At 71.4% G+C, this 19,316-nt stretch carries 17 protein-coding genes; 3 read left to right on the top strand and 14 right to left on the bottom strand.

The window, feature by feature from the left end; all coding sequences use genetic code 11:
* Nucleotides 1–484 precede the first annotated feature (484 nt).
* Both ACLQ25_RS12325 and ACLQ25_RS12330 read right to left on the bottom strand, forming a co-directional pair.
* Complete coding sequence (locus ACLQ25_RS12325) at nt 485–1,486, bottom strand: D-alanine--D-alanine ligase family protein (protein ID WP_425731012.1); 1,002 nt, start codon at nt 1,484–1,486, stop codon at nt 485–487.
* A gap of 7 nt (nt 1,487–1,493) precedes the next feature.
* A complete protein-coding gene (locus ACLQ25_RS12330; protein WP_425731013.1) occupies nt 1,494–2,807 on the bottom strand; it encodes a PLP-dependent aminotransferase family protein in 1,314 nt (437 codons plus the stop codon).
* Between the two features lie 285 nt (nt 2,808–3,092).
* Between ACLQ25_RS12330 and ACLQ25_RS12335 the strand changes: the two genes are divergently transcribed.
* On the top strand, nt 3,093–3,758 hold the full coding sequence (locus tag ACLQ25_RS12335) for a GNAT family N-acetyltransferase (RefSeq protein WP_074315552.1): 666 nt from the start codon (nt 3,093–3,095) through the stop codon (nt 3,756–3,758).
* Nucleotides 3,759–3,764: 6 nt separating this feature from the next.
* On the opposite strand, the gene ACLQ25_RS12340 is transcribed toward ACLQ25_RS12335, so the two are convergent.
* From ACLQ25_RS12340 to murJ, 7 genes are all read right to left on the bottom strand, one after another.
* Nucleotides 3,765–4,928, bottom strand: coding sequence for an N-acetylmuramoyl-L-alanine amidase (locus ACLQ25_RS12340; RefSeq protein ID WP_425731014.1), 1,164 nt, complete (start codon nt 4,926–4,928; stop codon nt 3,765–3,767).
* Nucleotides 4,929–5,078: 150 nt separating this feature from the next.
* Nucleotides 5,079–5,402, bottom strand: a complete 324-nt coding sequence (gene trxA, locus ACLQ25_RS12345) for a thioredoxin (RefSeq protein ID WP_007453873.1) — start codon at nt 5,400–5,402, stop codon at nt 5,079–5,081.
* Between the two features lie 31 nt (nt 5,403–5,433).
* Nucleotides 5,434–6,384: a thioredoxin-disulfide reductase gene (gene trxB / locus ACLQ25_RS12350; RefSeq protein ID WP_425731015.1), complete on the bottom strand. Its 951-nt coding sequence runs from the start codon at nt 6,382–6,384 to the stop codon at nt 5,434–5,436.
* A gap of 174 nt (nt 6,385–6,558) precedes the next feature.
* Nucleotides 6,559–7,509 (bottom strand): hypothetical protein, encoded by a 951-nt coding sequence (locus ACLQ25_RS12355; RefSeq protein WP_425731016.1) that lies wholly within the window; start codon nt 7,507–7,509, stop codon nt 6,559–6,561.
* Nucleotides 7,506–8,198 carry an RNA polymerase sigma factor SigM gene (sigM, locus tag ACLQ25_RS12360; RefSeq protein WP_425731017.1) on the bottom strand — a complete coding sequence of 231 codons (693 nt, stop codon included), beginning with the start codon at nt 8,196–8,198 and terminating at the stop codon, nt 7,506–7,508. The genes ACLQ25_RS12355 and sigM overlap by 4 nt, the downstream gene beginning before the upstream one ends.
* 43 nt (nt 8,199–8,241) lie before the next feature.
* Nucleotides 8,242–9,849 carry a protein kinase family protein gene (locus ACLQ25_RS12365; RefSeq protein ID WP_425731018.1) on the bottom strand — a complete coding sequence of 536 codons (1,608 nt, stop codon included), beginning with the start codon at nt 9,847–9,849 and terminating at the stop codon, nt 8,242–8,244.
* A gap of 432 nt (nt 9,850–10,281) precedes the next feature.
* Entirely contained in the window at nt 10,282–12,039 is a 1,758-nt protein-coding gene (murJ, locus tag ACLQ25_RS12370; RefSeq protein ID WP_425731019.1) for a murein biosynthesis integral membrane protein MurJ, read from the bottom strand.
* A gap of 126 nt (nt 12,040–12,165) precedes the next feature.
* Between murJ and ACLQ25_RS12375 the strand changes: the two genes are divergently transcribed.
* Nucleotides 12,166–13,626 carry a CCA tRNA nucleotidyltransferase gene (locus tag ACLQ25_RS12375; protein WP_425731020.1) on the top strand — a complete coding sequence of 487 codons (1,461 nt, stop codon included), beginning with the start codon at nt 12,166–12,168 and terminating at the stop codon, nt 13,624–13,626.
* 147 nt (nt 13,627–13,773) lie between these two features.
* Here the strand turns inward: ACLQ25_RS12375 and ACLQ25_RS12380 are convergent, their stop codons facing one another.
* From ACLQ25_RS12380 to ACLQ25_RS12395, 4 genes are read right to left on the bottom strand one after another with little or no spacing between them, the layout of a single operon-like run.
* The gene (locus tag ACLQ25_RS12380; RefSeq protein ID WP_425731021.1) at nt 13,774–15,306 is read right to left on the bottom strand and encodes a flotillin family protein; all 1,533 of its coding nucleotides are present in this window, start codon (nt 15,304–15,306) and stop codon (nt 13,774–13,776) included.
* A gap of 28 nt (nt 15,307–15,334) precedes the next feature.
* Nucleotides 15,335–15,856 (bottom strand): hypothetical protein, encoded by a 522-nt coding sequence (locus tag ACLQ25_RS12385; protein WP_425731022.1) that lies wholly within the window; start codon nt 15,854–15,856, stop codon nt 15,335–15,337.
* Nucleotides 15,857–15,896: 40 nt separating this feature from the next.
* Complete coding sequence (locus ACLQ25_RS12390; protein WP_425731023.1) at nt 15,897–17,009, bottom strand: TolB family protein; 1,113 nt, start codon at nt 17,007–17,009, stop codon at nt 15,897–15,899.
* On the bottom strand, nt 17,006–17,524 hold the full coding sequence (locus ACLQ25_RS12395) for a SigE family RNA polymerase sigma factor (protein ID WP_425731024.1): 519 nt from the start codon (nt 17,522–17,524) through the stop codon (nt 17,006–17,008). The genes ACLQ25_RS12390 and ACLQ25_RS12395 overlap by 4 nt, the downstream gene beginning before the upstream one ends.
* Nucleotides 17,525–17,593: 69 nt before the next feature.
* Here ACLQ25_RS12395 and ACLQ25_RS12400 point away from each other — a divergent pair, with 69 nt between their 5' ends.
* Nucleotides 17,594–18,073, top strand: a complete 480-nt coding sequence (locus tag ACLQ25_RS12400; protein WP_425731025.1) for a methylated-DNA--[protein]-cysteine S-methyltransferase — start codon at nt 17,594–17,596, stop codon at nt 18,071–18,073.
* A 147-nt stretch (nt 18,074–18,220) separates the two neighbouring features.
* On the opposite strand, the gene ACLQ25_RS12405 is transcribed toward ACLQ25_RS12400, so the two are convergent.
* Entirely contained in the window at nt 18,221–19,300 is a 1,080-nt protein-coding gene (locus ACLQ25_RS12405; RefSeq protein ID WP_425731026.1) for an inositol-3-phosphate synthase, read from the bottom strand.
* Between the last annotated feature and the right edge of the window lie 16 nt (nt 19,301–19,316).

Raw genomic sequence — 19,316 nt, forward strand, 5'->3', positions numbered from 1 at the left:
GGGCCTACGTCAGCCCCACCCCGCCCGGGCGATCAGCAGCCGCCAAGGTCGCGAGCGTCGGGACGGCAGGGCCGCGTGCGTCGGGACGGCAGGGCCGTGCGTCGGGACGGCAGGGCCGTGCGTCGGGACGGCAGAGCCGCGCGCGTCGGGACGGCAGAGCCGCGCGCGTCGGGACGGCAGAGCCGCGCGCGTCGGGACGGCAACGGCTCAGAGTGTCAGAAGGGCAACGGCTCCGGGCGTCGGAACGGCAGGGCCGCGTGCGTCGGGGACGGCAACGGCTCAGAGTGTCAGAAGGGCAACGGCTCCGGGCGTCGGGACGGCAGGGCCGCGTGCGTCGGGGACGGCAACGGCTCAGAGTGTCAGAAGGGCAACGGCTCCGGGCGTCGGAACGGCAGGGCCGCGTGCGTCGGGAACGGCAACGGCCCGGAGCGTCGGAAGGGCAACGGCTCCGGGCGTCGGGACTGTAGCCGGTACGAGAGCCGGGTCAGGACGTGTGGCGGGCGGCGGCCCGGCTGACCAGTGAGCCGAGCAGGCGGCCGAAGTCCAGGCCGGCGGCCTGGACGGCCAGCGGCAGCAGTGAGGTCTCCGTCATGCCGGGCGAGACGTTGACCTCCAGCACGTGTGGACGGCCCTCAGCGTCCACGATCACGTCAACCCGAGAGAGGTCTCGCAGACCGAGCGCGGTGTGCGCGGCCAGTGCCACGTCGGCCACCGAGGCGGCCACCTCCGGCTCCAACCGGGCAGGAGCGTGCCAGGTGGTGCGGCCGGCGGTGTAGCGGGCGGCGTAGTCGTACACGCCGTTGCGCGGCACGATTTCTACCGGTGGCAGCGCCTGCGGACCGTCTCCCAGGTCGATCACGGAGACCGCCACGTCGATCCCGGCTACGTACCGCTCCACGAGGGCGGTCGAGTCGTACGCGAAGCAACCGACCATCGCGGCCGGGAGTGACGCGGCGTCCCGGACCACGGCGGCGCCCAGACCGGAACCACCCTGGGTCGGCTTGACCATCAGCGGGAGGCCGAGCCGGTCGGCGATGCGGTCCAGCACGGCGACCGCCCCGAGTTCGGAGAAGCGGTCGTGCGGCAGGGCCACCCAGTCGGGGGTGGGGATGCCGGCTTCGCGGAGCACCGCCTTCGCGGAGGGCTTGTCCCAGGCGAGCCGGGACGACCGGGCGTCACAGCCGACGTACGGGATGCCGCACAGGTCCAGCACTCCCCGCAGTGAGCCGTCCTCGCCGGTGGCGCCGTGCAGGGCGATCACGACGGCGTCCGGCGGATCGGCGGTGAGGGATGGCAGGAGGGCCGCGTCGGCGTCCCGCAGCTCGGCCTCGACACCCACGGCACGCAGGGCGTCGAGCACACGCCGACCGGAGCGCAACGACACGTCCCGCTCGTAGGAGAGTCCGCCCGCGAGGACCAGCACTCGCAGGTCGGCCGCGACGGCGGAATCGGTCACGGAGAAGCGCTCGGCAGCGGTCGTACCCATGCCGGCATCATGCCAAGTCGGGACCCGGCACGTCGGAGCCGGGCCGGCCGCGACGGCCGGCGACACCGCCAACGGCACCGAAGACGCGCCTCGTCGCGAGTTCCTGCTCCATGACGCCCGCCAACCGGCGTACGCCCTCGCGGATGCGCTCCGGGGGCGGGAAGCTGAAGTTCAGCCGCATCGCGTCGGTGCCTGTGCCGTCGGCGTAGAAGCCGGTGCCGGGCACGTAGGCGACCCGGGCGGCGATGGCGCGCGGCATCATGGCCTTGGAGTCCAGGCCCTCCGGCAGGGTGGCCCAGACGAAGAGCCCGCCGGCCGGGGTGGTCCAGCTGGTGCCCTCGGGCATCAGATCGGCCAATGCGTCGAGCAGGGCGTCGCGGCGTTCCCGGTAGACCTCGCGGTAGACCTTGAGCTGCTGCCGCCACGGCATCGTGCTGAGGTAGGTGGAGACGGCGGACTGGGCGTAGACGCTGGGGCAGAGGATCTGCGCCTCACTCGCGATGACGATCTTGTCGCGGACCGCGTGCGGCGCCAGGATCCATCCCACCCGCAGGCCGGGAGCGAACGTCTTGGAGAAGGTGCTGATGTAGAAGACGCCGTCGCGCCGCCGGGCCCGCAGCGGCGCCGGGGCCTCACCCTCGAAACCGAGTTGGCCGTACGGGTCGTCCTCGACCACGAGCAGGCCGGCGCGCTCGCAGATGTCGAGTACGCGCTCACGGCGTTCCTCGCTGAGTGTCACGCCGGCCGGGTTCTGGTAGGTCGGGATCGTGTAGAGGAACTTGACGCGTCGGCCGGCCCGGGCGAGGTCGGCGATGGCCGTTTCCAGCGCCTCGGGAATCAGTCCGTCGGCGTCCATCGGCACGTGCGCCACCTGTGCCTGGGCGGCCTGGAACACCCCGAGCGCGCCCACGTAGGTGGGGCCCTCGGCGAGCACCACGTCGCCTGGGTCGAGGAAGAGCCGGGCGACCAGGTCGAGCGCCTGCTGACCGCCCACCGTGACCACCACGTCCTCGGGGGAGGCGCCGCACGCGGCGTCGATGCCGGAGAGGGCCATCACCTCGCAGATCCGCTCGCGCAGCTCCAGGGTGCCCTGGCCGATGCCGTACTGGAGGGTGGTGACCCCGTGCTCGGAGCCGAGCCTGCCCAGCATCTCGCCGACCGCGTCGAGCGGCAGCGCGGCGATGTACGGGGCGCCGCCGGCGAGCGACACGACCTCCGGTCGACTGGCCACCGCGAAGAGTGCTCGGATCTCGGAGGCGGTCATCCCGCGCACGCGCCGGGCATACCGGTCGGTGTAGTCGTCGAGTGTCGTGCCGGTCATGACCTCACCTCGATCACTGCTCGGGTGGCTACCGCCCCGGGTACCCCGCCTGCTCGTGTCCATGGCGGCGGCACACCGATTGTCGATCCTAGTCCGCCGAGGCCTGCCTGCCGCCCTGCCGGAACGGATCGACCACATGGCGGACCCTCCCGCCGTGGGTGGTGGATCTGCGCGTCCCCTCCCGTACGGTCGATCGGCGGCGTACGATCGCTCGTCGGAGGCAGGAAGGCGGCGCTGTCGTTCCGTGCCGGTCTCACCACCGAGCCTATTGTGGGGATGCGCCATATGTCGCGACGTCTGGTCAGCCTGACCCTCGACACGCTGGAGGATCTGCCGCGCCCCTGCCGCCAGTGCGTCTACTGGGAGCTCGATCCGGTCTCCGCGGACCGGGCGTGCGCCGCCGGCGACCCGGGCCTGGAGAAGGAGGCGTGGGTCTCCCAGACCCTGCTGGAGTGGGGCTCCTGCGGCAAGCTCGCGTACGTCGACGGGATGCCGGCGGGCTTCGTGATGTACGCGCCACCCGCCTACGTTCCCCGCTCGATGGCGTTCCCGACGTCGCCGGTCTCGGCCGATGCCGCGCTGTTGATGACCGCCAACGTGGTCGCCGCGTTCGCCGGGGGCGGGTTGGGCCGGATGCTGGTGCAGGGTGTCGCCCGGGACCTGACGAAGCGTGGCATCAAGGCGATCGAGGCGTTCGGTGACGCCAAGTTCGGTGACGCCGACGATCCGGCCGGCGGCTGCGTGGCACCGGCCGACTTCTTCCTCTCCGTCGGCTTCAAGACGGTACGTCCGCATCCCCGTTTTCCCCGGCTGCGCCTCGAACTGCGTACGGCGCTGAGCTGGAAGTCCGACGTCGAGTACGCGCTGGAAAAGCTGCTCGGCTCGATGAGCCCGGAGACGCTGCTCCGGCCGGTCCGGCCCGCCCCGGCCACCCGCTCCACGGGCGGCTGAGCGGGATCAGTCGACCACGGTGCCGGCGGCCACGACCGCACGCAGTTCGCTGACGTCGAGCGAGCCGGTCGGCACGTCCCGCTCGATCGGGTAGTACATCCGCTGGACGGCGGCCACGATCGCCTCCACCACACGGTCGCGGAAGCGGGGGTCGACGAGCCGGGCGCGGTCCACGGGCGAGGTGAGGTAGCCGACCTCGACCCGGACCGCCGGCATCCTGGTCAGTCGCAGCAGGTCCCACGCCTTCGCGTGCGTACGGCAGTCCCGCAGCCCGGTCCGCGCCACGATCTCCCGCTGCACCAGACCCGCCAACCGTTCACCGGTCGCCGAGGTCACCCCGTTGTCGGTGCCGTAGTGGTAGGTGGCCACCCCCTCCGCGTCCGGGTTGGCGTGCCCGTCGAGGTGCAGGGAGATGAACACGTCGGCCCCGAGCGAATTCGCCAGCAACGCCCGGTCGGTGTCCGGCAGGCACGCGTCGGGCGCGGGACCCCGGGTGAGCTGAACCCGGACCCCGGACGCTGCGAGTCGTCCCTCCAACCGGCTCGCCAGGTCGTGCACGAGGTCGGCCTCCGTCCAGCGCAGCGGGCCGTCCGGAACCACCATCCCGGGATCGGTGCCACCGTGGCCGGGGTCGATGACCACCGTCTTACCGACCAGCGCCGGTCCGGACTGGCGGATCGCGTCGGACTCGCGCAACCACTGGGGGCGACCGCCGACGACCTTGCGACCGATCCGGCGTAGCGCGTCCATCGTGTGCGGGCCGCAGGCGCCGTCGGGTGTGAGACCCACCTCGCGCTGGAACTGGGCCACGGCCCGGGACGTCCGGATGCCGTAGATGGCGTCGGCGCGGCCGACGTCGTACCCCATCTCCAGCAGCCGTTCCTGCAGCGACCGGACATCCTCGCCGGTGAGCGGCTCGGGGACCGCGTGGTAGAGGGTGCGGGCACCGAGCCGCCAGCGTGCGGCCTCAAGCGCGCCCCAGGTCTCCGAGCCGACCCGGCCGTCCACGCTGAGCCCCCGTGACTGCTGGAACGCGCGGACCGCGCGTTCGGTGTCCAGGTCGAACTCGTCGCTGTGCGGGCCGGCGGCGGCGAGCAGGTCGAGGCCGGTGAGGATGGTACGGATCTCCGTGACCGCAGGTCCCCGGTCTCCGGGTCGGATCGGACGCACGCACGACCCCCTCTGCACGAGTCTGGCTGGCCGGGCGGCGGCCCTGAGCTTGAGGCTATGCGTTCCGGACCGGTGACGGGCTCGGGCCGGGAAAAACACCGAACCCCGCACCCGACGAGCGGGTACGGGGTTCGGTGGTGTCTGCGCTGATCAGAGAGCCGACTCGATGAGCCGGACCAGCTCGCCCTTCGGCTTGGCGCCGGCGATCGACTGCACGGGCTGGCCGTTCTTGAAGACGGTGAGGGTCGGCACCGACATGACCCGGTAGGCCCGGGCGGTCTCCGGGTTCTCGTCGATGTTGAGCTTCACGATGGTGACCTGGTCGCCCATCTCGCCCGCGATCTCCTCGAGCAGCGGCGACACCTTACGGCACGGCCCGCACCACTCGGCCCAGAAGTCGACCAGCACCGGCTTGTCGGCCTGCAGCACGTCGGCGACGAAACTCGCGTCCGTGACCGCCTTGGTATTTCCCACTATTGCCCTCCTCCGGGATGTGTTTCCTGTTTCAGCTGAGCGTCGCGATGAACCGCTCGGCGTCGAGCGCGGCGGCACAGCCGGTGCCGGCCGCGGTGATCGCCTGGCGGTAGGTGTGGTCGACCACGTCACCGGCGGCGAAGACGCCGGGCACGTTCGTCCGGGTGCTGGGGGCCTGGACCTTCACGTAGCCCTCGTCGTCCAGCTCGACCTGGCCCTGGAAGAGCTCACTGCGGGGGTCGTGGCCGATGGCCACGAACACGCCGGTCACGTCCAGCACCTTGGTCTCGCCGCTGTGTACGTTGCGGACCCGTACGCCGGTGACCTTGCCGTCAGCGCCCAGGACCTCTTCGACGGTGCTGTTCCACTCGACCTTGATCTTCTCGTTGCTCAGCGCCCGGTCGGCCATGATCTTGCTGGCCCGGAAGGAGTCGCGCCGGTGGATGATGGTCACCGAGTCGGCGAAGCGCGTGAGGAAGCTGGCCTCCTCCATCGCCGAGTCACCACCGCCGACGACGACGATGTGCTGGTTGCGGAAGAAGAAGCCGTCACAGGTGGCGCACGAGGAAACACCGTGGCCCAGGTACTCCTGCTCGCCCGGCACGCCCAACGGACGCCAGGCCGAACCGGTGGAGAGGATCACGGCGCGGGCCCGGTAGGCGGTCTCGCCGACCCACACGGTGCTCGTCGCGCCCGAGCCGGCGTCGCCGGTGTCGACAAGTTCGACCCGCGTCACGTCGTCGGTCAGGAACTCGGCGCCGAACCGCTCGGCCTGCTTGCGCATGTTGTCCATCAGCTCGGGGCCGAGGATGCCGTCGGCGAAGCCGGGGAAGTTCTCCACCTCGGTCGTGGTCATCAGCGCACCGCCGGACTGGGAACCCTCGATGATCAGCGGCTTCAGGTTGGCGCGCGCCGCGTAGACCGCCGCCGTGTAACCGGCCGGGCCGGAGCCGATGATGATCAGGTTGCGGACCTCGTCCACTGCCGTCTCCCGAGTTGTGTGTTCGGCGTCGGCGCGCGCACCGATGCTGATCCGAGTGCCGACGCCTGGGGGGGTGCCGGCAGCTGACTTCCAGAACGTCATCGTACGAAGCGGGGATTCCCGAACCGGGCAACCGGTGGGTCAGGTCACGTGGACGCTCATCGTGCTGCGGATTCACCCTACCCGCGCCGAATACCGGCTGTCCGAGCCGGACCCGGGTACGCCGCACTCGGCGCCGCTCACCCAGGCCCAGCGCGATCCGTTCGCGTCGGTGAACCGGATGACGAGCGCCTGCTCGCCCTGGAACCGCGCGTAGTCGATCATTTCGACGGCGAGTGGACCCGAGCCGTGCTCCGCCGCCACAGACGACAGGCACGTGCTCAGCGCGGCCTCGCCGGTCAGCCGGGCGAGCTGGTCCGACCCGTTGGAGGCGGGCCGCCGGTCTCCTCCGGCGTCCGCTCCGGGCTGCTCACCGGGGCCACTGCCGCTCGATCCCAGCAACGGGGACGACGGGCTCGGCGTGCCGTCGAGGGTCTGCGGGGTGTAGTCGACACCGCTGTGCAGGGCCGGCGTGGAAGTCCGGACCGTCCCGCCGGCGGCGATGCCGTCGCGCGCGTTGACCGGACGCTCCATGGCACCACTGTCCGCGGTGTTGGTCGACAGGTGACTGAGCCCCAGACCGACCGCGACGACGGCGGCCGCGGCCGCGGCCACCGGGGCGGCGTTACGGACCCAGCGACGCCGTCGACGACCCGGGCCGGTGGGGCCGCGCCCCGACTCGGCGGGGAACGAGCTGGTGGGCCGACGTCCACCCTGCGCCGGCACGGTCACCGGTGTGGTGTCGGCCGGTGGGGTGTCGGCCGGTGGGGTGTCCGCCGCCACCAGCGCGGCGGCGATTCGTTCGGCGACGGCGGACGGCAGCTCCGGCGCGGGCTCGGCCCACCGGGTCAGGTCGCTGCGGACCTGCGTCACCGCGGATGCCAGCAGCGCGTACGCCTCGGTCCAGGCCGGGTCCGCGGCGACCAGCCGGGCGACCTGGGCCTGCTGCGGTGTGCCGTCCAACGCTCCGCCGAGGTAGTCAGCGAGCAGGTCGGCGTCGACCTCCCTGAACTCCTCGGCCGTCACGTCTCCTCCTGATTGGCGTCCTGCCGGATGAGAACCGACCCCGATCCGACGCCCTCGGCCGGGCGTGGGTTCCCCGTCGTGACGTCGGGCACGTCCGGTTCGACCGGTCCGGGGCGCGGCGGCGCCGGGCGGAGGTGTCCGAGCAGCACCGCCAACCGGGCCCGGCCCCGGGCGCACCGGCTCTTCACCGTCCCCTCGGCGACTCCGAGGATGCGGGCCACCTCGGCCACCGGGTAGCCCTGCACATCCACCAGTACCAGGGCGGCCCGCTGCTCGACCGGGAGCGCGGCGAGCGCCGCGCGGACGACGAGCGCGGTGTCGTGGTCCTGCACGGGCGCGGCCGGCTCGACGCCGCCGGTGCCCGACCCGTCGGTCCGGTTGCCGTCGGGCAGCGGCACCGTGGGGTGCGCCTGCCGGCGTCGGATGCGGTCCAGGCAGGCGTTCACCACGATCCGGTGCAGCCACGTGGTGACGGCGGAGTCACCACGGAAGCGGGCCGCCGCACGGTGTGCCGACAGCAGGGCGTCCTGGAGTGCGTCGGCGGCCTCCTCGCGGTCGCCGAGCGTCCGGAGAGCCACTGCCCAGAGCCGATCGCGGTGCCGGTGGAACAGGGCCGCGAAGGCGTCCCGGTCGCCGGCGACGTGGGCGCGCAGCAGCTCCAGATCCGTTGCCGCGTCGCGCCCGTCCATCACCGCGTCCGGCTGATGCGGTGCCCGGGGCGTGCCGTGCGGCTCACGAACCCTGGACCGTGATCTCCTGCACTCCCAGCTTGAAGCCGCCGTCGTCGCCGTTGGGCGGCAACTCGGTGAACCAGAGCAGCAGGTACCGGTACTTCTGGTCGGCGTCGAACCCGTTGAAGGTCATCGTGGTGCCGTCGTGCTCCTTGAGGACACCGATCTCCGTCTTGTAGTTCGACACCATCGACTTGTCGCCGTTGGAGGTCGACGGGTAGGTCGTCGTGCCGGCGAGCAGCTTCGCGGTGGCGCCTCGCCCGGAGAGCACAGCCTGCAGCGACTTCACCGTGTGCGGCGAACCCAGGTCGAGCCAGACACCCATGCCGGTCTTGAGGTTGCCGTACGTGGCGTTCGGGTAGCGGTCGGTCTCCCAACCCTTGTCGTTGTCGCCATCGGTCATCTTCTTGGCGCCGTCGAGCTCGTCCCGCGGGGCGCTGTCCGGGTCGATGATCCGGATGTCCTGCACCTTAAGATTGCGCACCGTGACGGCGGCCGGGGTGGCCTCGCCGGCCGGAGCGCTGGCACTCGGCGTCGCCCCGGCGGTCTCCTGCGGGTCCTTGTCGTCGCCGCCGAGCGCGCTGATGCCGATGAGCAGGCCGACCAGCGCGACCGCAAGCAGACCGGCGATGCCGATGGCGACCTTGCGACCGCCCGCGGCGGCCAGCGGGGACGGCTCTTCCCCGGTCTCGGCGGTGAACCGCAGCGGTCCGCCGTTGTCGAGGTAGTGCTCCTCCTCGGCCGGCACGTCCAGCCGGGCCAACTCGGCCGCCAGCACGTCGGACGACGGCGGCGCGATGTCGGCGTCGAGCAGGTCCATCGTCAGGTCGTCCAGGTACGCGGGCACACCGGCCCGCACCTGGCGGGGCGCCGCGAGAGCGCTTGCGGCGTCCCGGACGGCGTCCGGGATGGCGGCCCGCCCGTGACCGGCGGTGGCCCCGCGCAGCGGCGCCTCGGCGTGCGGCCAGTGACCGGTCAGCGCGAAGTAGAGGACGCCGCCGACCGCCCGGATGTCGCTCTCCTGGCTGTCGTCGCCGTCGGTGCGGGCGTCGGCCAGGACCACGCGGCCATCGTCGCTGATCATGACGGTGCCGGGGTGGACGTTGCCGTGCACCATACCGGTGGCGTGCACTGCGGCCAGCGCACTGGCGACGGCGTTGCCGACAGCGGTGGCGCGAGCCGGGTCCAGCGGGCCGTCGGCGGCCAGATCGCGCAGCGACTGCCCGTCCACCCACTCGCGGACCACGTACGCCCGCTCGGCCTCGTCGATGGCGTCGTACACGCCGACGAGGTTGGGGTGGATGACCCGGCTGGCCGCGACGGCCGCCTGAAGCATCTCGGTGGCGGAGTCGCCACCCGGGTAGCGCAGCACCACCGCGACAGGGCGGCGCAGGATGACGTCGACCCCACGCCAGACCAGCCGACCCGCGCTGTCGTTGTTGATGTGCTCGACCAGCTCGTAACGCTCGGCGAGGATCTCACCGGCCGTGGGAGCACCGAAGGTCATGATCGGAGGAGCGCTCTCGTCCGCCTCCTGACCCTCGCCGACCTGGGTCACCCGTCCTCCCTCGGTGATCGTGTCGATCGATGGACCCGTACTGCTGGGCATGTGGCTTCCCGCTCTGCCGTTGAAGGAACCGGCCAACCGGTGTCGGCGCCTGCCGTACCCGTCGAGAGCGACCTTACCCGGGTTGCCCGTCTCCCCGACATGTCATCTTCTTGCCGTACCCGCCGGGGTGCCGGGGATCGGGGAAGTCGTCCGGTTACGACCGTTGTCAGCCACGTTGCTGGCACATGTACTAGCTAATCTACGGCTTCACCGCAAGTGACCGACGTCGGGGCCGGGCCGGGCGTGCCGCCCTCGTCCACCAGCCGGTTTCCCGCCGATCGGACGCCTACGCTCAGCCGTACGGCTGGTTATCCACAGGCCGATCCGGCGGCTGACCGGTGAATCGCGGAGTTATCCACAGGGACATCCCCAGGCTGGTGATCCATGGTCACGTTCCGTGTGGCGGTGCCGGGTGGTGTCGGAGGCTCGCCGTCAACGACCGAGACGACGACGGACCATGCCGACAACCTCGGTGATCTCACCGATCCGCAGCGCCATGGCGAGCCCGAGGTAGGTCCCACCGATCACGGCGCCACCGATCACGAGCTGGACGATCGCCTCCAGGCGGCTCGGCGTGTCGTCACCGGGCAACAGCTTGATCACCAGGAGACCGACGAGCGCCGAGCCGAGCGCCGCCACCGCGACCCGCCCACCAGTCCGCATGATTCCGCCGAGGCCGATCCGGCCGACGCGCGGCCGGAGCAGCCACGCGGAGCCGATCGCGGCAGCCAGGTAGGAGACCGCATTGCCGATCATCATGCCGGCTCCGGCGAAGCTCGCCGAGAAGGCCACGAAGAGCACAACCTGTACGCCGATCCGGAGCGCCACCACCGGGATGTTGATCAGTGCCGGGGTGCGGGTGTCCGGCAGGGCGTAGAAGGCGAAGGTGAAGAGCTGGCTCACCGCGAACGGAACCAGCGCCAGCGCGGCGGCGAGCAGGACGACGGACGTGGCGGTGGCATTGTCCTCGTTGAACGCGCCGAACCGGAACAGCGTGAACGCGATGGGGGTGGCGAGGACGGCGTAGCAGACCGCGATCGGCGCGAGCACCGCCGTGACCGTGCGAGTGCCCCGCGACAGGTCGGCGGCGACGTCGGCGTACCGGCCGTCGGCGGCGGCGGTGCTCATCCGGGGCATCAGCGCGGTGATGATCGAGACGGCGATGATGCCGTGTGCGGTCATCAGCAGCAGGAAGACGTTGTTGTAGATCAGGGGACCGGCGGCGTTCTCCTTACCGGCCCGGTTCAGCAGGTTGAACAGCACGATGAGGCCGACCTGGCTCACCGCGACGTAGCAGATCATCCAGGCCCCGAGCCGGCCCAGCTCGCGCAGACCGAGCGCGCGGAAGTCGAAGCGGGCCTTCCAGCGGAAGCCGACCTTACGCAACGCCGGCAGCAGGCCCGCCGCCTGGACGGCGACACCGAGTAGGGTGCCACCGCCGATCAGGAGGATCCGTCCGGTCGTCATCTCCTCGGGACGAACGATCTCCGCACCGAAGATCGCGATGTAGAGACCTGCCGTGCCGATCACCACGAGGTTGTTCAGGATCGGCGCCCACATCGGGGCGGCGAAGTGGCCCCGCGTGTTGAGCACCGCGCTGATCAGCGCGCTCAGCCCGGAGAAGAAGATCATCGGCAGCATGAGGCGGGCCAGCCCGGTGACCAACTGCGAATAGTCGCCGTTCGACGGGCCGCTGCCGTAGAGCCAGGTGAGCGTCGAGGCGAAGGCGACCGCCAGCAGCGCCGCGACGCCGAGGGCGAGCACCGCCAGGGTGAGTAGTCGCTGGGCGTACGCCTGGCCGCCGTCGACGTCGACCTTGCGACGGCGTACCAGCACCGGGATCAGCACGCTGGTGAGCACCCCGCCGAGCAGGAACTCGTAGACCATGCCGGGCAGGATCTGCGCGGTGGTGTACGCGTCACCGACCAGCGCGCCACCGAGCGCCGCGGCGATGACGAGGTTGCGCAGGAAGCCCGTACCCCGGCTGACCAGGCTCCCGATCGCCATCACCGCGCTGTTGGCCGCCGCGCTCGCCTCGCCAACCTGCTCCTGCGGCGGAGCGGTCGACTCCATGGCCGGCTGGTTCAGCGGCTCCGCGGAGATGAAGGTGGCGCCGTCGGAGGGGCGGATGTTGGCTCCCGCACCACCGTCCTGCGCGGCGTTCGCGCTGCGGTAGAGCCCGCCGCTCATCTCCAGCCTCCCAGGGGTACGTCGAGCCGGGCACCGACCCGCACGTCACAGACCTTAGTCAACCCGCACCCGTTACCCGCGCCCGGCGGATCGGATCACACCTCGGCCCGATAGGCTGGCGATCCCATGTCCGAAGCCTCCGCTCCCCACGCCGCCGACCGCCGCGACCTCACCGCCGCGCAGCGCAACGCCGTCGCCGAACTGCTCCGGGTCTCCCCGGTCGCCGACGAGCTGGGCCGCCGTTTCGTCCGTGCCGGCCACGAGCTGCACCTGGTGGGCGGTTCGGTACGTGACGCGCTGCTCGGCCGACTCGGCGACGACCTCGACTTCTGCACCGACGCCCACCCCGACGAGACGCTGCGGATCATCAAGGGCTGGGCCGAGTCGATCTGGGAGACCGGCCGTGAGTTCGGCACCATCGGGCTCCAGCGCGACGGCCTCCGGCTGGAGGTCACCACCTTCCGCGCGGAGTCGTACGACCAGGTCAGCCGCAACCCGGAGGTGGTGTACGGCACCAGCCTCGACGAGGACCTGAAGCGGCGCGACTTCACCATCAACGCGATGGCGGTCAGCCTGCCGGACCACCGCTTCACCGATCCGCACGGCGGGCTGGACGACCTCGCGGCCAAGGTCATCCGTACTCCCAGCACCCCTCGGGAGTCCTTCGGCGACGACCCGCTGCGCATGCTGCGGGCCGCCCGGTTCGCCGCCCAACTGCGCTTCGCCGTGCACCCGGACGTGCACGTCGCGATGACCGAAATGGCCGCCGACCTGGACCGGATCACCGCCGAGCGGATCCGTGACGAGTTCACCAAGCTGCTCTGCGGCGCGGACCCGATCACCGGGCTGCGTCTGCTGGTCGACACCGGTCTGGCCGAACGGTTCCTGCCGGAGCTGACCGGGCTGAAGCTGGAGATCGACGAGCACGCCCAGCACAAGGACGTCTACGAGCACACGCTGACGGTCGTCGAGAACGCGGTCTCCTACGAGGAGGAGGGCTGCGACTTCGTCCTGCGGATGGCCGCCCTCATGCACGACGTGGGCAAGCCGGCGACGAAGGCCGTCGGGTCCGACAGTCGGGTCAGCTTCCACCACCACGAGGTGGTCGGCGCCCGGCTGACCAAGGCCCGGATGAAGGCGATGCGGTACCCCAAGGAGATCACCGCGAAGGTGACCGCGCTGGTCGCGCTGCACCTGCGCTTCTACGGGTACGGACGGGGCGAGTGGACCGACTCGGCGGTGCGCCGTTACGTCGCCGACGCCGGTGACCTGCTGCCCCGGCTGCACAAGCTGACCCGCTCGGACTGCACGACCCGCAACCGTCGTAAGGCGGCCCAGCTCGCCGCCGACTACGACGCGCTGGAGGAGCGGATCGCCCGGATCGCCGCCGATGAGGATCTGGCCCGGGTACGCCCCGACCTGGACGGCAACGCGATCATGGAGCTGCTCGGCGTACCTCCGGGGCCGATCGTCGGGCGGGCCTGGAAGCACCTCAAGGAACAGCGCCTGGAGCACGGCCCCCTGGACCGCGACGCCGCCGAGGCGGAGTTGCTGCGCTGGGCCCGCGCCGAGGGCCTGATCGGCTAGCTCGATCAGACCGTCCCGGCCTTGATCGGCTCGCTTTTAGGGAAATCGGGGTGTCCTGGCGACCGGGACACCCCGCTTTCCAGGAACCCGAGTGCATCTGACGGGCGCCGCCCCCGAACCGGGAGCGGCGCCCATCGGCGTACGGCGTCAGCGGGTCTCGACGGCGATCCCGTCCACTGCCGCACCCTTGCCGGTCGGGGTGCCGTTGCCGCCGGGCGTCGATGCCGAGCCGAGGCGGGCCAGCAGGCCGGCCAGGTCGATGCCGGTGAGGTCGCTGCCGAGCTGCAGACCCTGCGCCACGTTGCCGGCCACCGACTTCGTCAGCGACGACGCGCCCTCGGTGGAGATGACCGTCAGCTTGTCGATCGCACCGATCGGAGCGCTGGCCGCCTCGACGACCTGCGGCAGGACCTTGACCAGCAGGTCCAGCACCGCGGCCTCGCCATACGCGGCGAACGCCTCGGCCTTGCGCGCCATCGCGTCGGCCTCGGCCCGACCCCTGGCCAGGATGGCCGCCGCCTCGGCCTGACCCTCGCGCTCGACGGCCTCGGCGATCGCGGAGCGCCGCCGCTGCTCGGCCTCACCCTCCTTGGCGCCCTCGATCGCGTTCGCCTCGGCGAGGGCCGCCCGTCGGGCCCGCTCGCCCTCACCGGTGAGCCGCGCCTGCTCGGCGGAAGCCTGCGCGGCGGCGATGACCGCCTGGCGCTGCGCGTCCGCGCTGAGCACCGCCGCGTTGCGGGCCGCCTCGGCCTCCTGCTCCACCTTGTACCGGGCGGCGTCGGCCGGCTTGCGCACCTCGGTGTCCAGTTGGCGCTGCTTCAGCTCGGCGTTGCGCTCGGCTACCTTCTGCTGCTCGGAGAGGATGGCCTGGTCCCGTTCCGCCTGGGCGAGCGGCCCGGCCGCAGCCGACTTGGCCTTCGCCGCGTCGATCTCCGCCTGAATGCCGGCCTGCTTGAGGGCCAGGTTGCGGTTCGCCTCGGCGATGGCCTCCTCGGCGAGCAGCCGCTCCTGCTCGGCCTGCTGCCGGGCCCGCGCCTCGGCGATGGCCGCGTCCTTGAGCACCCGGGCGGCCTCGGGCCGGCCCAGGTCCTGCAGGTAGGAGCCCTCGGCGAGGATGTCCTGGAGTTGGAAGGTGTCGAGCACCAGGCCCTGGTTGGTCATCGAGTGCTCGGCCTCCTCGGCCACGGCGCTGGCGAACGCCGCCCGGTCCCGGATGACCTCCTCGACGGTGAGCCGACCGACGATCGAACGCAGCGCGCCGGCCAGTACCTCCCGGGTGAAGTTGTCGATCTCGTCCTGCTGGTGCAGGAACCGCTGGGCGGCCGCCCGGATCGCGTCCTCGGTGCCGCCGACCTTGACGATCGCCACGCCGTGCAGGTCGGCACGGATGCCCTGCTTGCTGACCGCGCCCCGGATGCCGACGTCGATCCGCCGGCTGGACAGGTCGAGCGACTGGAGCTTCTGCACCACCGGGAGCACGAAGACCGAGGCCCCGAGCACCACCTTCTGCCCGGAGGTGTCGGTCGATCGGCCGCCGTCGGCGGTGTGCGTGGTACGTCCCTTGCGACCCGTGACGATGAACGCCTCATTCGGCCCGGCCACCTTGATCCGGGACAGCACGAACATCACCAGGACGAGCGCGAGGACGACCGCGCCCACGACAGCTATCAACAGGGGCATGAAGGGGGGTCCTGTCTACGAGAAGGAATCAGTAGGTCTCGACGTGCACGCTGGTCTCACTCAGCGCCTGCACGACGAAGACCTGCGCGCCGATCGGGATCGGTTGGTCGGCGCGGGCGTTGAGCTTGACCGGCTGGCCGGCGACGCGTACCCGCACCTCGCCGTACCCGTCGAGGGGCACCGGCGTGACGACCAGGCCGAGCGCGCCGACCAGGTCGTCGCGGGTGGGGGTGGCGTCGGTGCGCATGTTGCGCGCCGCCCGACTGAAGCGCGACGCCAGCCACGCGGTGGGCACGGCCGCGAGCACACCGCCGGCCGCCGCGCCCGCGATCATCCCGGGGGTACGCGCACCCAGCAACTCGTTCACGATCGCTCCGCCGAAGCCGAACGCTCCGGCGAAGCCGGCGACCGTCTCGGTGGAGATCGGTCCGTCCACGTCCGGGTGTCCGAAGTGGAGCAGCCCGCTACCGAGCAGGGCGAGCGCCAGTACCGCGACGCCGGCCCCACCGATGATCAGAAAGATGAGCGTCCCCGTGGCCACGACCTGCACGGTATCGATGCCGCGCAACGCCGATGAAGGGCCGAACGGCTCAACGAGGCGCCACGTTGATCTCCAACTCGGACAGCTGTGCGGGCAGCGGTTGGCGGACGAGTTCGCGCCCTGTGGTGTCGGCGAGCACGAAGTCACCCTTGTACGGTTCGCGGTAGAGCAGCAGGTCGTCATCGACCCAGGCGGCGTCGGCGCTCGGCAACGGATTGACCACCCGTCCGCTGGCCGCCTCCACCAGCAACGGTTCCTGCTGGCCCTGCACGACGACCAGGCGGCCGTCCGACGACCAGGCCCACGGCCCGGCGGGATCGCCGGGTAGCGGCTCCGACCGGGTCGGTCGTCCGTCGTCGGCGGAGAACATCTGCACGCCACTTCGAGGGTGCCGGACCGACTCGGACCGTGGCCTGCCCTGGGCGGTCTGTGGCAGTGCCACCTCCCGGCCGTTCCGGGTCCAGACGAAGGAGCACTGGTCGGTGCAGAGGTAATCCTTCCGGGACACCTGGTGGGTACGCTTCGTGCCGTCCCGCTCCACCACGACGAAGCCGAAGTGGTCCAGCGCAGTGGTGGTGAACAGCAGGCGACGACCATCCGGTGACCAGGTCGGGCGGCTCAGCGCGCGGCCTACCTCGTGCCAGCGGCTCTTTCCCGTGGCCATGTCGACGAGACCGACCTCGCGTGGACGGTCTTCCTCGATGACCGCCACCAGAGACCCGGTAGGTGCGGGAAAGATGGCGTCGTAGCGGTCGGTGGGCACGTAGCGGCCCCGGCTCCGGTCCAGCAGGAATCCGCTGCCCGACCCGCCGGCGAACTGTGCCCGGGTCACCACCCAGTTACCGGGCAGCACCAGCGGCGCGGCGGCCCAGTTCGCTCCCGGGGTGGGCCGGACCGACGGTGACGAGGTGATCGAGGGTGACGGGGTCACGGTCGGGGGCGGCGTCGCCGGGGTCGGGGCCGGCCGGGGTCGGAGCAGCACGAATGGCACAGCCGTCGCGACGATCGCGACCATTGCGGCCGCGCTGACGATCAGTCGTCGCTGACGGCGCAGCCGGCGACCCCGGCCGAGCGCCTGGACGGCGAGGCCCGGAGCGGGTGCGGCGCCGTTGGCGAGGTCGCGTACGGCCCGGCGGAGCATCTCGTCCAGATGCGTGGTCATCGCGTCACCCCCGGGCGGTCGGTCAGCTCGTCCAACCCCGGCACCAGGCGTCGGAGCCGTGCCAGCGCCCGGGAGCTCTGGCTGGCGACCGTGCCGGCCCGGCACCCGAGGAGTGACGCGGTCTGCTCGACGCTCAGGTCCTCCAGGTAGCGCAGCGTCAGCACGGCCCGTTGCCGTGGCGGCAGCGCCCGCAGAGCCTCCAGCAGCAGCAGGCGCAGATCAGTCTCGCGGCCGTCGTCGCCGGCCGCCGCCAGCTCCGGCACCTGGGCCACGGGCACCTCACTGCGCCGCGCTCGTCGTCGCCAGCCGGACACCTGGTCGTGGTAGAGGATGCGTTTGACGTACGGCTCGGCGTCGCCCCTGATCCGCGGCCAGCGGGCGTACGCCTTCGCCAGCGCGTTCTGCAGCAGGTCCTCCGCCGCGTGCTGGTTCCCGGCCAGCGCGTACGCGACGCGCAGCAGGGCGGCGCCCCGCTCCTCAACGAACGTGGTGAACTCCCCGTCGACATCCGCCACCGCCCACCTCCGTAGTTCAGACGCTGAGCGGCAGCGGAACTTTGCCTCGTCGCGAGGGACAATGGGTTTGTGCGCTGGATTGTGCTCGACTCGCCGATCGGGGAATTCTCCGTGGCCACCGACGACACGAGCGTGTGCGGAGCCCACTTCGGTCGGGTGGACACGGCCGTCGAGGAGCCGGGCGATCCGCTGTCCCGGCAGGTCGTGGCCGAGCTGCGGGCGTACTTCGAGGGCGCGTTGACCGCGTTCACGGTTCCCGTGTCGGCCCCGCGCGGCTCCGAGTTCGAGCGGGCGGTGTGGCGGGAGATGACCCGGATTCCGTACGGCGAGACGCTGACGTACGGCGAGGTGGCGCGGCTGGTCGGCGATCCCGGGGCGGCACGGGCGGTGGGGGTGGCCTGCAACCGCAACCCGATCCCGGTGATCGTGCCGTGTCACCGGATCGTCGGCGCGGGCGGCAAGCTGGTCGGTTTCGGCGGCGGCCTGCCGCGCAAGGTCAGGTTGCTGGAGCTGGAGGCGGGCGTGGCTCTGCGGCAGGCCTGGTCCTGACTCGTTGATCGTTGGCTGCTGAGCGACTCGGCACGCCGAACAGGGTGCTGCTGGGCTGCCACCGATCTCCGCACCGGCAGTGCCCGAACGCGGCGAGGGCCGGGTCCTGTCGGACCCGGCCCTCGGCCGTGCTGGTGGTTCAGCGGGTCAGCGCTCGACCTCGCCGGCGATGAACTCCTCCACGGCCTGGTGGGCGTCGTGGTCGGCGTACTGCACCGGCGGGGACTTCATGAAGTACGACGAGGCCGACAGGATCGGGCCGCCGATCTTGCGGTCCAGCGCGATCTTCGCGGCCCGGACGGCGTCGATGATGACACCGGCCGAGTTCGGCGAGTCCCACACCTCGAGCTTGAGCTCAGCGTTGAGCGGGGTGTCGCCGAAGGAGCGACCCTCGAGGCGGATGTACGCCCACTTGCGGTCGTCCAGCCACGGCACGTGGTCCGACGGGCCGATGTGCACGTCGCTCTTGCTCATCTCGTGCGGGATCTGCGAGGTGACCGACTGGGTCTTCGAGATCTTCTTCGAGACCAGCCGCTTGCGCTCCAGCATGTTCATGAAGTCCATGTTGCCGCCGAAGTTGAGCTGGTACGTGCGCAGCAGCTCGACGCCGCGGTCCTCGAAGAGCTTCGCGAGGGCGCGGTGCACGATGGTGGCGCCGACCTGGCTCTTGATGTCGTCGCCGACGATCGGCAGGCCCGCGTCGGTGAACTTCTGCGCCCACTCGGGGTCGGAGGCGATGAAGACCGGCAGGGCGTTGACGAACGCGCAACCGGCGTCGATCGCGGCCTGGGCGTAGAACTTGGCGGCCTGCTCGGAGCCGACCGGCAGGTAGCAGACGACGACGTCGACCTGCGCGTCGCGCAGCGCCTGCGCCACGTCGACCGGCGTGGCGTCGGACTCCTCGACGATCTCGCGGTAGTACTGGCCGAGACCGTCGAAGGTCGGGCCGCGCTGGACGCTGACGCCGGTCGGCGGCACGTCGCAGAGCTTGATGGTGTTGTTCTCGCTGGCGACGATCGCCTCCGCGAGGTCCATGCCCACCTTCTTGGCGTCCACGTCGAACGCCGCGACGAACTCCACGGAGTTGACGTGGTAGTCGCCGAAGGCGACGTGCATGAGACCCGGGACGCGGTCGTTCGGGTTGGCGTTCCGGTAGTACTCGACGCCCTGAACCAGGGACGAGGCGCAGTTACCCACACCGACGATGGCGACGCGGACGGAGCCCATAGCGTCTGCCTCCTTC

The sequence above is a fragment of the Micromonospora sp. DT44 genome, from assembly GCF_049841635.1.
GTDB lineage: Bacteria > Actinomycetota > Actinomycetes > Mycobacteriales > Micromonosporaceae > Micromonospora.